At 33.7% G+C, this 14,870-nt stretch carries 12 protein-coding genes; 8 read left to right on the top strand and 4 right to left on the bottom strand.

The features are described 5' to 3' along the window. The first annotated feature begins 61 nt into the window (after nucleotides 1-61). The 3 genes from AC3QL1_RS06130 (at nucleotide 62) to AC3QL1_RS06120 (ending at nucleotide 5,782) form a co-directional block, all read left to right on the top strand. Nucleotides 62-1,453, top strand: a complete 1,392-nt coding sequence (locus AC3QL1_RS06130) for an NADH-quinone oxidoreductase subunit N (RefSeq protein ID WP_492496021.1) — start codon at nucleotides 62-64, stop codon at nucleotides 1,451-1,453. A gap of 165 nt (nucleotides 1,454-1,618) precedes the next feature. After that, complete coding sequence (locus AC3QL1_RS06125) at nucleotides 1,619-2,392, top strand: Bax inhibitor-1/YccA family protein (protein WP_492496019.1); 774 nt, start codon at nucleotides 1,619-1,621, stop codon at nucleotides 2,390-2,392. A 555-nt stretch (nucleotides 2,393-2,947) separates the two neighbouring features. After that, nucleotides 2,948-5,782 (top strand): pectate lyase family protein, encoded by a 2,835-nt coding sequence (locus tag AC3QL1_RS06120; RefSeq protein WP_492496017.1) that lies wholly within the window; start codon nucleotides 2,948-2,950, stop codon nucleotides 5,780-5,782. A gap of 68 nt (nucleotides 5,783-5,850) precedes the next feature. Here the strand turns inward: AC3QL1_RS06120 and amaB are convergent, their stop codons facing one another. Both amaB and AC3QL1_RS06110 read right to left on the bottom strand, forming a co-directional pair. After that, nucleotides 5,851-7,404, bottom strand: a complete 1,554-nt coding sequence (gene amaB / locus AC3QL1_RS06115; protein ID WP_492496015.1) for an L-piperidine-6-carboxylate dehydrogenase — start codon at nucleotides 7,402-7,404, stop codon at nucleotides 5,851-5,853. 100 nt (nucleotides 7,405-7,504) lie between these two features. After that, nucleotides 7,505-8,119 (bottom strand): hypothetical protein, encoded by a 615-nt coding sequence (locus AC3QL1_RS06110; protein ID WP_492496013.1) that lies wholly within the window; start codon nucleotides 8,117-8,119, stop codon nucleotides 7,505-7,507. Between the two features lie 116 nt (nucleotides 8,120-8,235). Here AC3QL1_RS06110 and AC3QL1_RS06105 point away from each other — a divergent pair, with 116 nt between their 5' ends. Further along, nucleotides 8,236-9,195 (top strand): MBL fold metallo-hydrolase, encoded by a 960-nt coding sequence (locus AC3QL1_RS06105; RefSeq protein WP_492497537.1) that lies wholly within the window; start codon nucleotides 8,236-8,238, stop codon nucleotides 9,193-9,195. A 102-nt stretch (nucleotides 9,196-9,297) separates the two neighbouring features. Here AC3QL1_RS06105 and AC3QL1_RS06100 read toward each other — a convergent pair whose 3' ends face one another. Then, nucleotides 9,298-9,837, bottom strand: coding sequence for a 3-hydroxyanthranilate 3,4-dioxygenase (locus tag AC3QL1_RS06100; protein WP_492496011.1), 540 nt, complete (start codon nucleotides 9,835-9,837; stop codon nucleotides 9,298-9,300). A 152-nt stretch (nucleotides 9,838-9,989) separates the two neighbouring features. After that, a complete protein-coding gene (locus AC3QL1_RS06095; protein WP_492496009.1) occupies nucleotides 9,990-11,090 on the bottom strand; it encodes an endonuclease/exonuclease/phosphatase family protein in 1,101 nt (366 codons plus the stop codon). 131 nt (nucleotides 11,091-11,221) lie between these two features. On the opposite strand from AC3QL1_RS06095, the gene AC3QL1_RS06090 reads away from it, so the two are divergent. The 4 genes from AC3QL1_RS06090 to AC3QL1_RS06075 all read left to right on the top strand — a co-directional run bounded on the left by AC3QL1_RS06090 (nucleotide 11,222) and on the right by AC3QL1_RS06075 (nucleotide 14,699). After that, the gene (locus tag AC3QL1_RS06090) at nucleotides 11,222-12,295 is read left to right on the top strand and encodes a serine hydrolase domain-containing protein (RefSeq protein WP_492496007.1); all 1,074 of its coding nucleotides are present in this window, start codon (nucleotides 11,222-11,224) and stop codon (nucleotides 12,293-12,295) included. A gap of 163 nt (nucleotides 12,296-12,458) precedes the next feature. Further along, nucleotides 12,459-13,358: a S66 peptidase family protein gene (locus AC3QL1_RS06085; RefSeq protein ID WP_492496006.1), complete on the top strand. Its 900-nt coding sequence runs from the start codon at nucleotides 12,459-12,461 to the stop codon at nucleotides 13,356-13,358. Between the two features lie 194 nt (nucleotides 13,359-13,552). Then, nucleotides 13,553-13,924 (top strand): YraN family protein, encoded by a 372-nt coding sequence (locus AC3QL1_RS06080; RefSeq protein WP_492496004.1) that lies wholly within the window; start codon nucleotides 13,553-13,555, stop codon nucleotides 13,922-13,924. A gap of 118 nt (nucleotides 13,925-14,042) precedes the next feature. Further along, nucleotides 14,043-14,699 carry an aspartate kinase gene (locus tag AC3QL1_RS06075; protein ID WP_042564741.1) on the top strand — a complete coding sequence of 219 codons (657 nt, stop codon included), beginning with the start codon at nucleotides 14,043-14,045 and terminating at the stop codon, nucleotides 14,697-14,699. The last annotated feature ends 171 nt before the right edge of the window (nucleotides 14,700-14,870 follow it).

Genomic DNA, 14,870 nt, shown 5'->3' with positions numbered 1-14,870 from the left:
TTTTAAATAAAATAAATTAGGGCGTCATTAATTGTCGGTTACCTAAATCAAACAAACAAAAATGAATACATTAATAGCTATAACAGGATTGGGTATTTTCTGCCTATTGTTTGAAATTCTTAATTTAAGAAAGGCCATCGTACCAATTACCATTATTGGTTTATTGGGTGTTTTGGCACTTAATTATTATGAATTTGGATCAACAGCAAGTTACTATAACAATATGATTACAGTGAGTAAATTCTCAACTGCTTTTTCATCATTGTTTATTGTTTTAACCATATTTCTGGTAGCCTTAAGTCATAATTTTTACGAAAATCATCAAACTAAAATCTCAGATTTTATTGCAATAAAAATCTTTTTATTAGCCGGAGGAGTTGCGATGGTTTCTTTTGGAAACTTAGCTATGTTTTTCTTAGGAATCGAAATTTTATCTATTTCATTGTATGTTTTAGCAGCAAGTGACCGTTTAAATTTAAAAAGTAACGAAGCAGGTATGAAATATTTCCTGATGGGATCTTTTGCTTCCGGTATTATTTTATTCGGAATTTGTTTGATATACGGAGCAATGGGAACTTTTGATATAGCTGAAATTCATGAAAGTTCTTTATCTGCAGAGTTGCCAATCTGGTTTCCTATTGGAATGATCTTAATGATAATCGGAATGTTATTTAAAGTAGCAGCAGTTCCGTTTCACTTTTGGGCTCCAGATGTTTACGAAGGATCTCCAGCATTAACTACTGCCTTAATGAGTACTTTAGCTAAAGTAGTAGCCATCGCTACATTATATAAATTAGTTTCAGCATTAAATTTTGTTCCGTCTCTGGATAATCAGGATCTTTTGGGAACTTTTGAAACTATTGTCGTTATTATTTCGATCGCTTCGATGACCGTTGGAAATATCATGGCATTACGTCAGGTAAATGTAAAACGTATGTTAGCCTTTTCAGGAATTTCACATGCAGGTTTTATGTTAATGACATTATTAACTGTAGCAACTTCTGCAGGTGTATTATTATATTATACAGCGGCTTATTCATTAGCCGGAATTGCAGCTTTTAGCGTTGTTTTATATGTGTGCAAAAATCAGGAAAATGAAGACATTACGAATTTTCATGGTTTAGGAAAAACAAACCCGTTGTTAGCAGCAATTCTTACAGGGTCATTACTGTCAATGGCCGGTATTCCAATTTTCTCCGGATTCTTTGCTAAATTATTCTTGTTTGATCAAACTATTCAGGCCGGATATATTGCTTTAGTAATTGTTGCGGTAATCAACTCGATTATTAGTGTTGGATATTATTTCAAATTAATTTTGGCAATGTATTCTAAAGAACCTAATGAAGAGCGTACCGGAAAACCTTTTCTTATTTACGCAGTTGCTATAATTTCAATTGTTTTAAATATTGCTTTAGGTTTATTTCCATCATTGGTTTTAGATTTATTAAATTAAAAAAAATCAACTCAAAATACAGATAAATCCATCCGTCACAAGCGGGTGGATTTTTTATTTAAGGCTGCTTTATTTCAGAAGAAAAAATCATGTTAAAAAAAATACAGAAGTAATTGCACCTCAAAAAAACTCCATATATTTGGATACAATTAAATGTTTTAAACTATGAACTTCAATTCAAAAAATCCATTTTTAAGCAACAAGCGTTTTTCATCAAATGCTGTGTCAAAAGCTCAGGAAGTACACGAAGCACAAATTATTGATTACAATCAGGAAATGAGTATTTCGGGTACAATCAACAAAACGGCTATTTTATTCCTAATATTATGTGGAGCTGCTATGGTGACATGGTGGATGGCATTTAACGGAATGAATGCAATGCTTCCAACAATTGGAGGTGCGATTGTAGGCCTTATTTTAGTTATCATTTCGGCATTCAAACCACAATACTCTCCTTATTTAGCTCCGGGTTATGCCTTGTTTGAAGGATTATTTATTGGTGGAATCTCTGCAATTTTCGAAGCCATGTATCCGGGAATTGTAATTAACGCTATTGGAGCGACTTTAGTTACTTTCTTAGTTTGTCTTGGCCTTTATAAATTTAAAATCGTAAAAGTTACAGAGCAATTTAAATCAGTAGTTATTGCAGCTACTTTAGCCATTGCAACTTATTATTTAATTTCATGGCTGGCTTCATTGATTTTTAACTTCACTCCTGTTCATTATGGAAATGGGATGATGAGTATTGGAATTAGTGTTTTTGTAATTATCATCGCTGCCCTGAACTTATTCTTAGATTTTGATCAAATCGAAAAAGGAGTACAACAAAGAATGCCAAAATTTATGGAATGGTACGGTGCAATGGGATTAATGATAACTTTAGTTTGGTTATACATCGAATTCATAAGACTTTTATCAAAACTTTCAAGTAAAAATTAATTCTTTCGACATATAAAAACAGAAGCCTTTTTGAAATTCAAAAAGGCTTTTTTATTGCAAAAACTTCACGTAAAATCAAATAAAAGTATTCTGCAAAAGGTTCAAATTCTCTTTTAAAATATCTCTAGGAAGGTTCTTTAGCATATTTTTTAAATGGTTTATTCAATAACAAATATTGCTTATATTCTTTTGAAGCACAAAAATATATAAAATTAACAGTATTTTTCTTTTATTTTAATTAAGCTTCCGTTTATTCCTAAAACATTCCAAATCATACTTCCCAAGTTCGAAATTGAAAAATTTAAAAACTCGAAACTGTAGTAAAAATAATACTTCCCAAAGTTTTACTTAAATATGTAATAAATTACATTTAATGCAATTTATTACAAAATAACTAAATTAACTATTGTTTTTTTATTATATATGTTTTTTTATTGTAAAATAATTTTGAATATCGAAATTTTATTTATTTTTGTGTAATCGATTACAATAAAACCACTTTTTGTAATAGTTAAATAACCACAAAATTTATTTTACTAACTTAAATCAAACATTATGAAAAAAAACTTACTATTTTTAGTTTTTCTGTTAATTTGTGTCCAAACTTGGGCACAGTCAATTACCGAAGCCACGGGCTGGCTTGAATCGGTTTTTGTAACATGGCAGCCTGTAAGCAATGCACAAACTTACAATGTGTATTATACAGGAAACGGTGTTACTGACAAAAAAATTGACGATCAGCTTATTCGCAGTTATGGGAGCTATTTTCGTGCCGACATTCCTGGACTAAAAGCCGGTACTTACACTGTTAAAATAAAACCTGTAATTTCAGGCGTTGAAGGAACCGGAACAACAACTGGCACTCTGACTGCAGTTGCACAAGACCGTAACGGTTTTGCATTTGAAAGCGGACGTGTTCCAGGAGGTTACAAAGCTGATGGAACTCCAAAAGACAATGCCGTAATCGTTTACATTACACAAAACACCAAAAATACTGTATCTATGAATATTACAGGGGCGAGCGCAAATCCTTGTGTTGGCTTACAAAATATTCTGTACGCCATTAAAAAAGGAAAAGATACACGTCCGTTTATTTTTCGTTTAATCGGAAATATCACTGATATGACCGTAATGGAAGGCGGAGACGTTGTTATTGAAAATGCTAATAATGCAGCAAGCTACGTAACTATTGAAGGCGTTGGAACAGATGCTGTTGCTAATGGATGGGGAGTTCGCCTTAAATCGGCATCAAATATCGAAGTTAGCAATCTTGGTTTTATGAATTGCAACAGTACGGCCGGTGATAATGTTGGAATGCAGCAGGATAATGACCACGTTTGGGTTCACAACTGTGATTTATTCTATGGAAATGCCGGAAGTGATGCGGACCAGATTAAAGGTGATGGAGCATTGGATAATAAATCATCAACTTATATTACGTTGTCATACAATCACTTTTGGGACAACGGAAAAGCCAGTCTTTTAGGATTAAGTGAAGGAACTACAACTGGTTTATACATTACTTACCATCACAACTGGTTTGACCATTCTGATTCACGTCATCCGCGTGTTCGCTATTATACAACACACGTTTACAACAATTATTTTGACGGAGTTTCAAAATATGGTGCAGGTTCAACTTTGGGATCATCGCTTTTCGTAGAAGGGAATTATTTCCGTAACAGTAAACATCCAATGATGACTTCTTTACAAGGAACTGACATTTGGGATGAAGCAAATCAGGTAAACAACGCCGGAACAATGGGAACATTTTCCGGAGAAGCGGGAGGTTCAATTAAAGCATTCAACAATACTTTTGATGCTTCAAACGGAACAAATAATATGCGTTTTGTGGCTTACAATGATCCGAATCCATTATATAACATTGCAGGAAAAATTAATTCAACAACAGATTTTGATGCTTATGTAGCCACAACAAGAGGAGAAACTGTAAGTAGTGCCGTTAAATCAAAATCTGGTGCAAACACTTATAATAATTTCGACACTGATGCTTCTTTATATGTTAAAAATTTAGTCGTAGATCAGCCCGCTGCCGCGAAAACTAAAACAACACAATATGCAGGACGTGTTTCCGGAGGTGATTTAAAATGGACATTTAACAATGCCACAGATGATACTTCTTCACTTGTCATTACAGCTTTAAAATCTGCACTTACCAATTATACAGGAACATTAGTTGCAGTGCAAGGCGAAGGAAATCCTCCAACAAGCAACCAAACGTTAACATCAACAGCAAACAACAGCCAAACCGTTACGAGCGGAACTGCTATTGCTTCTATTGTTTTCACTTGGGGTGGAGATGCAACCGATGCCACTGTTACGGGATTACCTGCATCAGGAATTAGCTTTGTAAAAAACACAACCGCTAAAACGATCACAATTACAGGAACTCCAACAGCAACGGTTTCTTATTCTGTTGCTACAACAGGAACTGCAGGAACGCCTGCAACAGGATCAGGAACGATAACTGTTACAGCAGCGGGATCGCAAACATTAACGTCTCCTACAAACAACAATCAAACTGTTGCAAACGGAACAGCTATAGCTTCAATTGTATATACTTGGGGAGGAACTGCAACTGATGCAACTGTAACAGGATTGCCGGCTTCAGGAATTAGTTTTGTGAAAAATACAACCGCAAAAACAATTACAATTAGCGGAACACCAACAGCTACAGTATCTTATTCTATTGCTACAACAGGAACATCAGGTTCTCCTGCAACAGGATCAGGAACTATAACTGTAACAACGGGAACACCAGCAGGAAATGAAATCCATAATTTTACAACTTCAGGAAAAACGAGTTCTTTTTATACCATAACAGGAAATCTTTCTACATCAAAAGGAACGGTAACTTACAATGGTTTAACATTAACACAATGTCTTAAAATTGAATCTGCTACAAGCATTACTTTTACAACAACTCAGCCAAGTACGCTTACTTTGGTTTTTGTTGAATCAGCAGGAACCATTAAAGTTGATAATGTAGATAAAACTGCTTCTGGAGGAATCATAACCGTTTCACTTGCCGCTGGAAGTCATACAATAACCAAAAAAGATACCGCTAATTTATTTTATATGAGTACTGTTTATAATTCGGGTACGCTTCGTGTGGCCAAAACAGAAATCATAGACGAAACTGAAGCAAAAGCATTTTTATATCCAAATCCGGCATCAGGTACTTTATATTTATCTGATTCAAATCAGAAAGTAGAAAAAGTTTTGATTTATAACATTTTCGGATCCCTTGTAAAAACGATTCAGAAAGGAAGTGAAAGTACAGATATTAGTCAATTAAACTCTGGAACTTATTTAGCAAAAGTCTTCACAGCTGATGGCTCTTTCAATCAAACAATTATTAAAAAATAATAAGAATCTAATTCTAAAAAGTAAAGGCTTCCAAATATGGAAGCCTTTTTTATTTATATAAACATTAGTTACAAATCAAATTTGATTCCTTGTGCCAATGGCAAACTCGTTGTATAATTGATTGTATTGGTTTGACGACGCATGTAAATTTTCCAAGCATCAGAACCAGATTCGCGACCGCCTCCGGTTTCTTTTTCGCCACCAAAAGCACCACCAATTTCTGCTCCGGAAGTTCCGATATTTACGTTTGCAATTCCGCAGTCAGAACCAACAACAGATAAAAATCTTTCGGCTTCACGAAGATTATTTGTCATAATTGCCGATGATAATCCCTGTCCTACTCCATTTTGAATTTCGATTGCATTGTCAACATCTCCCGAATATTTAATCAGATATAAAACCGGCGCAAATGTTTCATGCTGTACGATTGCAAATGAATTTTGAGCTTCGGCAATTGCTGGTTTTACATAACAGCCGCTTTCGTAACCTTCTCCAGAAAGCACACCGCCTTCAACCAGAATTTTTCCGCCTTCGGCAACAACTTTATTTAGGGCAATTGCATACATTTCAACGGCATGCGTATCGATTAATGGTCCAACGTGATTGTTTTCGTCAAGCGGATTTCCTATTCGTAATTGTTTATAAGCTGCCACTAATGCATCTTTTACTTTATCATAAATACTTTCGTGAATAATCAATCGGCGTGTAGATGTACAACGCTGTCCGGCAGTTCCAACAGCTCCAAAAACAGCTCCGATAACCGTCATTTTTATATCAGCATCCGGAGTAACAATTATGGCGTTGTTTCCGCCTAATTCTAAAAGTGATTTTCCTAAACGTGCTGCCACTTTTTGCGCTACGATTTTCCCCATTCGGGTTGAACCAGTTGCAGAGATTAACGGAATTCTGACATCAGCAGTCATCAATTCTCCTATTTGATAATCGCCATTAATCAAACATGAAATACCTTCCGGTAAATTATTTTCTTTAATAACCTGAGCAATTATATTTTGACAAGCGATTCCGCATAATGGCGTTTTTTCAGAAGGTTTCCAAACGCAAACATCTCCTGAAATCCATGCCAAAGCAGTGTTCCAAGACCAAACTGCAACAGGAAAATTAAATGCCGAAATAATTCCAACAACTCCTAATGAATGATATTGCTCATACATACGGTGTCCGGGACGTTCAGAATGCATCGTTAATCCGTGTAATTGTCTGGATAAACCAACAGCAAAATCGCAGATATCGATCATTTCCTGAACTTCTCCGTAACCTTCCTGCAATGATTTTCCCATTTCATAAGAAACCAATTTACCAAGCGCTTCTTTATTCTGACGTAATTTTTCTCCAAACTGTCGTACAATTTCTCCACGTTGCGGAGCAGGAATTAAACGAAAAGTCTTGAAAGCTTCTGTTGCAGCCTGCATTACTTTTTTATAATCTTCCTGTGTTGACATTTTTACCGAAGCAATCAATTTTCCGTCAACCGGTGAAAAACTATCTAAAATTTCTCCGGAAGAAAAATTATTTATACCAGTTGATGTTCCTTCATTTATCAATTTGATGCCCAATTTATCCAGAGCCTCATTCATTCCAAATTGCGATGCTATTGTTGTCATTGTAACTTTTTTAGTTAAAATTGTTATATTTTTATGTAAAGATATTGTTTCGGGCGGAATTTCGATTCAAATAAACAAGAAATTGTAATAATGCCTCTTATCAATTTATGCGTTTTCTTCTTTTTATTAATAAAATCAAAATGATGATTAAAAGAAAAATGGTAATTCCAGATAAAACATAAATTATCAAATTCTTTCTCTTCAAGCTTTCTTCAAAAGAATTTTTAATTAAATCCATTTGATATTCGATGTTATTTTGAAGAGTAATAACTCTTATCTTCTTTGTGTCTTTACCATCCTCTTTTTGTATATTATCTAAAGTAGTTAATTCTTCTTTTGCAACATTTGCTAATAAATCTGTTCTTGAACAAATAGAACAATTAAGCACTGTATCTTGTCCATTAGCAAAAATTAAATATTCGTAACCTACACCAAAAGGAAAATCGCAAGCTGCATAATCTACATATAATATTGTTCTGTAATTTCTATTTGGATAAATTTCACTTTTAAATGACTTAATAATTTTAACCGTAAATGAATAAACTTTTTCACCAGATCTACCATAAAGTAAATTATCGACTTTAATTACTTTCCCAATAAAAACCTGATCTGCAACTTCCCAGTTTTTTCTAATTGAAGGTTTTTCATCACAGTCACAGCTATAAGCTTCAGTACTAATTATTAGTAGCATTAATAAAATGAATAATTTTTTCATTGACTGTTAAGATTTAAAATCAAAGTAAATTTAGAGTTATTTCATATCAATTTCAGGAATAAGCCTCAATTTATTCACTTTAATTAATGAAATTTGCAGCAACAAAATTTATTAATATGTCTGTTTTCAATCGCCTTCTGATTTGTTTCTTTTTAATATCATTTAATGCATTTTCACAAAAAGAACAAAAAGCTGCCTTTCAAATTATTCCTTTAGGCGTAAAAGGCGGAATTGATGAAAAAAATCTATCGGCTTATTTAATCGCACCAACTGACACAAAAGATTATATCTGTCTTGATGCCGGAACATTAAATGCCGGAATTGAAAAAGCAATTGAAAAGAAAACTTTCAAAGTTTCAACGAGCGAAGTTTTACGAAAATACATTAAAGGTTATTTGATTTCGCATGCACATTTAGATCATGTTTCGGGATTGATTATAAATTCACCTGCCGATTCTTCCAAAACGGTTTATGCCACAAATAAATGTATGGAAATGATGGAAAACCATTATTTCAACGATCAAACCTGGGCTAATTTTGGCGATACGGGAGTTGGTTTTCCTTTGAAAAAATACCATTTCCAGACTTTAAATATTGGAGAAGAAACACCGCTGACAAATACAACAATGACAGTAAAAGCGTTTCCGTTAAGTCATGTGAATCCTTTTGAGAGCACCGCTTTTTTAATTAAAAATGGAGAAGATTATGCTTTATATCTTGGCGATACCGGACCAGATTCTGTAGAAAAAAGTACTGATTTACAAGATTTATGGACGGCAATTGCGCCGCTCATTAAAGCAAAACAATTAAAAGGAATTCTAATTGAAGTTTCTTTTCCAAATGAGCAGCCTGATCAATTTTTGTTTGGTCACTTAACTCCAAATCATTTAATGAAAGAACTTCATCATTTAGAAGAATTAGCAGGAAAAGAATCTTTGAAAGGTTTTAAAATTATTATAACGCATTTAAAACCACCAACTAAAAACATTACCAAAATTAAAGAGCAATTAAAAACTCAAAACGATTTAGAATTGAAGATTATCTATCCTGAACAAGGGAAAAGAATTGAGTTGTAAAGAATCAAATTTAACTAATTCAACCTTTTACGATATGTAGAGCCAAACCCGACAGGTTTTTAAAACCTGTCGGGTTTACTAATCGTATCTAAGATCAAAAAACTATTTCTTAACTGTAAATCTAGGATCCGTTTCCATAACAGTTCCACAATTATCGCAGGTTCTTAATTCTTCGGAATTATAAAAATGTTCGAAATGCGGCAGGAAATCTTTCTCGATATTATGCAATTCAAAAAACACTTCGTAGAGTTTATGATTGCAATTGTCGCAATGCCAAAGCAAACCGTCTGTATATCCTTTTCCGGCGCGTTTACGCTCAATTACCAAACCTATAGAACCTTCGGAACGAACGGGTGAATGTGGGATTTTTGCAGGATGAAGGTACATATCGCCGGCATTTAATTCCATTTCTTTACGTTCTCCATCTTCCTGAATCACGACTTTTATACTTCCCTCAAGTTGGTAAAAAAGCTCTTCGGTTTCATTATAATGATAATCTTTTCGGGCATTTGGTCCCGCAACAATCATTACAATATAATCGCCCGAATCTACATACAGATTTTTGTTTCCAACAGGCGGTTTAAGTAAGTGACGGTTTTCGTCGATCCATTTTGTAAGGTTGAAGGGTTTTGCTATTGCCATTTTCTTTGAGGTAAATTTTATAAGTAGCTAAGTTAATGAAAAGTTTTTAGTTGCAGTTATCAGTCTCAGTATTCAGTCGCAGTAATCAGTCGCAGTTATCAGTTACAGTTTGCAATAAGTTACGACTGTAAACTGTGACTGTGACTGTAAACCTATTTCATCTCTTTTATCAAATAAATATAAACCGGAAAATGATCACTAAAACCAATTTCGGTTAAAGTATGTCGTAGCGGATATCCTATATATTTACCCGAAGTCTGAATAAGATAAGATCTGTTGAAAATTCCTGCTTTCCAGAATTTAAATGATTCAAAATCCGGTTTTATTAAAGATTCTGTTATGATAATCTGGTCAAAAATATCCCAGGAATCCCGAAATGCCAAAGTTCCCATTCCTTTATAAAACATTTCTTCAAACGGATTGAAAACGCCAAACTCCGGAACTTCGGATTTCTTTGCTTTTGCGCCCAAAGCTTCTTTTACACTTTTATTGTAGGGACCGTCATTTAAATCTCCAAGCGTAATCACTTTTGCATTGGGATTTATGCGCTGTAGCGAATCGATAATTCTGCGATTTAATTTACCTGCTTCTTCGCGAAATTTACTCGACGCTTTTTCTCCGCCCGAGCGTGATGGCCAGTGATTGACAATTATACTGATTTCTTCACCTTCTAAATAACCCGTAACCAAAAGCTGATCCCGGGTAAAAACCCTGTTCTTTTGCGATGGTATTTTTACTTCTTCATTTTCTGTTTCTTCTTTATCTTCTTCCTTTATTGCTTCTTTATTTTTGAAAATATATAAAGGGATATTCGAATAGGATGTTGGTTTGAAATATTTCTTTTGATACAAAAGCGCCACATCGATTCCGCGCTTATCCGGAGAATCAAAATGAATAATTCCGTAATCGAAGTTTGCTATTTTAGGCTCTTTGATTAAATCTTCTACAACGCCGCGGTTTTCAATTTCTGATGCGCCAATTAATCTGGGAGCATTTGAATTTTCAGGCGTACCAATATCTGATAAAACTTTAGACAGATTCTTTAATTTTTGACGGTATTTTTCTCCTGTCCAATTCTGTGCACCGTTTGGCGTCCATTCATCATCATGTGTTTCAGGATTATTTATAGTATCAAAAAGATTTTCGAAATTATAAAAAGCCACAGTATGAATCGTGTATTTTTTTGATTGAGCTTGTGCAATCAAAACTGAAAAAAGAAATAAAAAAAACTTTAGTTTAGGCGAATATATCATTATGATGGAATAAAAGTCCAAAGTAAACAATTAATTTATTTGTAAGAAATTTATATTGTTTTTATTTTGATTTAATCTTTTATTATTTAAAATTGTCTTGTAACTTGCTGACTTAATTCCTTTATTTCAAAATGAAAAAAAATCTTTTTGCGGCTATTTTATTTATCCTTTTCAACATTTCATATAGTCAGCAAAATAGTTCATTTGCAGACAGCATCAGAATAAATTATCACATTCCGGAACTGGCTTACGCAGTTGTTTCTTCTGATTCAATATTAGAAATTCAGGCTTTGGGATATCAAAGAATTAATACCAATTTTAAAGCAAAAATTGAAGATCGGTTTCGTTTAGGATCCATTACAAAAACAGTTACAAGTTATCTGGCAACTGTGTTTGTTAAAGAAGGAAAAATCAAATGGGATACTAAATTCTTCGATTTATATCCGGAACTAAAAGCAAAAAGCAATCCTGAAACGTACAATTTTACCTTACAGGATTTTATAACTTTTAGAGCCAAACTTAGCATTTGGTCATATGGAAATGAAACGCCAGCGCAAGATCAAATTAAAGGAAATAATCAGCAACAGCGTTATGAATTTATCGCCTGGTTTTTGCAGCAGGATCAGCATTTAAAAAAACAAGATGTTTACTGGTCAAATCCAAGTTATGTTGCCGCCGGACTTATGCTCGAAAAAGCAACCGGAAAAAGCTATGAAACTTTGGTACAGGAATTAGGTAAAACTTTAAACATCGATTTTGATTTTGGTCAGCCCAATTTAAAAGATATAAACCAGCCGTGGGGACATAATGAAAATCTGGAACCAGAAAAACCTGCATTGAATTATAAGCTCAACTGGCTTTCTTCGGCAGGAAATATAAATGTGAGTTTGCCAGATTATTGTAAATTTACACAAATGCAATTGCAGGGTTTATTGGGAAAATCAAAAATTTTAAGTGCAGATGATTTTAATAAAATGCATTATAGTTTACCTGAATTCTCTTTTGGATGGGAATCTGAAATTACAGAAAAAAATAAGTTACGATATTCATTTCACAACGGAAGTCCGGGGACTTTTTTAACCAAAGTGTATATTTGTCCTGCAATAAACAAAGCTTTTATGTTGTTTGCCAATGTACAATCTGAAGAAGCAGATAAAGGATTAATGCTTCTTTTAGAAAAATTGCAAAACAAATACGGCGGTTAATCAGTTAACCGAAAGCAGATTTAAAAAATAATTTATAATTTTAAGCAAAAGAAAAAATATGAAAACGATTAATTTCCGTCACATCAAGAAACACTTTGCTTCCTTTCAATTCGTATTCCTTATTTTTGCTTTCCAATCATTCACCTGTCAATCTCAACAAAACATGATAACACCACCTTATTTACAAAAAGGAGATACTGTAGCCATTTTAGCAACTGCGAGAAAAAATATCGATGATAATTTAAAACCTACCATAGATTTATTGCACAGCTGGGGTTTAGAAGCCGTTGTAGGAACTACAATTGGACTTGATTTTAATCAATTGGCAGGAACAGACGAACAGCGTGCTGCCGATTTCCAGAAACAATTGGATAATCCAAACATTAAGGCAATTTGGTGTGTTCGTGGCGGATACGGAACTGTACGAATGATTGATTTACTTGATTTTACTAAATTTAAACAGCACCCAAAATGGATTATTGGTTTTAGCGACGTTACTGTTTTGCACAATCATTTAAACACAATGGGTTATAAATCAATTCACGGTGTTATGCCGGTAACGATTCCGCGCGCAACTCCGGCCGCGATTAGCTCTATGAAATCTAGTTTGTTTGGCGAGCCTCTTTCCTATGCTGTTGGACCGGATAAAATGAACCGTTTTGGAACTGCAACCGGCGAATTAGTTGGTGGAAATCTGTCTATTTTATACAGTTTATTAGGATCGCAATCGGCAATAGACTGCAAGGATAAAATTTTATTTATCGAAGATTTAGATGAATATCTATACCACATCGATCGTATGATGATGAATTTACGTCGCAATGGATGCATCGAAAACCTAAAAGGAATTGTAGTTGGCGCCATGACCAAAATGAAAGACAACGAAGTGCCATGGGGAAAAAATGCACTAGAAATTGTTGACGATGTAACTAAAAAATACAATATTCCTGTGATTTTTAATTTCCCTGCCGGACATATTCAGGACAACAGAGCTTTGATTATGGGAAGCACGGTGACAATTGATGTAAATGCCTCCGGAAGTACACTTACTTTTAAAAAATAATAGTATTTCCACATTCCTTAATACAAGGATTTAAAATACCACATAAAAAATATTTCACGCAAAGACGCAAAGTCGCAAAGTTTTAATTACTTGTGACCTTGCGTCTTTGTTTGCGTATTGTTTTCACAAAGAAATATTGCTTCACACTGAAAACTGAGACTGAAAACTGAGACTGCGACTGAAAACTGAAAAAAATGGCTGAACACAACGAACTCGGAAAAAAAGGAGAAGAACTTGCTGTAGAATATCTTCGCGAAAATGGATATGAAATTCTGGATCGAAACTGGACGTATCAAAAAGCTGAAATAGACATTATTGCGCAAAAAGAAAATATTTTGGCCGTTATAGAAGTGAAGACAAGATCGTCTCTTGATTTTGGTTCGCCGCAGGATTTTGTGAAGTCAAAAAAAATTCAGCTTTTGATAAAAGCAGTAAATGCCTACATAAACTATAGGGAAAAAGATTTTAATGATGATTTAAATATTCGATTAGACATTATTGCGATCCATAAAAGTGGCGAAACATTTGCAATTGAACATCTTACTGACGCTTTTTATCATTTTTAACACATTTTTTTATTGTTATATTTGTAACAAATTGTTTTTTTATTTATATTTGCAAAGTTTTATAACAACTATTAAACTAAACCAACCCAATTAAGTTACAAAAAAAAAAAAAAAGATTATGAAAACCGTTTCTTCAATTGTAGAGAATTACATCAAGACAAAACCCTTTTTATTAAACGCGTTATCGCTCGGAATTATCAACTTAACTTCTTTGTCCCGGAACATTATGACCGAACTGGAAAGTGAGTTTGGTAAAGAAGTAAAACAAGGCGCTGTTGTAATGTCACTAAAACGGCTCACAGAAGAATTAGATTTTAAATTGAACCATAAAATTAATAAGGTAATTAAAAATATTGGTGAGATTACAGTACGTTCTGAGCTAACAGATTACACATTTGCAGCTTCAGAAACTGTATTGAACAAACAGGCAGATTTAATTTCAGACATTAATGTTTTATCTGATATCTTTTATACTTCATCTCGTGGTGTAAATGAAACTAACATCGTGGTTAGCAGCAGTGTAAATCATTTGGTTGAAAAACATTTCATGCGCGAAAAACTAATTCAGAAATTAGATAATCTGGCTTCTATAACTGTAAAATTACCAAAAGAAAACATCGTAGTTCCCGGTATTTACTATTTCATTTTCCAGCGTTTAGCTTGGGAAGGAATCATTATCAACGAGGTAATTTCGACTTCAAATGAATTTACTATTTTAGTGGGAGAAGATCAGGTTGATGTCGCTTTTAAAGTGATCAAAGACCTGAAAAACTAATCAGAAATTTGATTTAAAGAGAATTTCAGGATTCTACACCATGATAACTATCCTTTTATCTTTTTAAACGAAAGATAGAAGGATTTTTTCATTATAAAAATAGTTGATATTAGAACCAAATAAGAATATTCGCAATAAATCTATTTCATAATAATTAATTAATCAAATAAA

This window comes from Flavobacterium sp. GW823-FHT04A11 (assembly GCF_058796535.1).
This window is presented reverse-complemented; position numbering and strand designations above follow the sequence as displayed.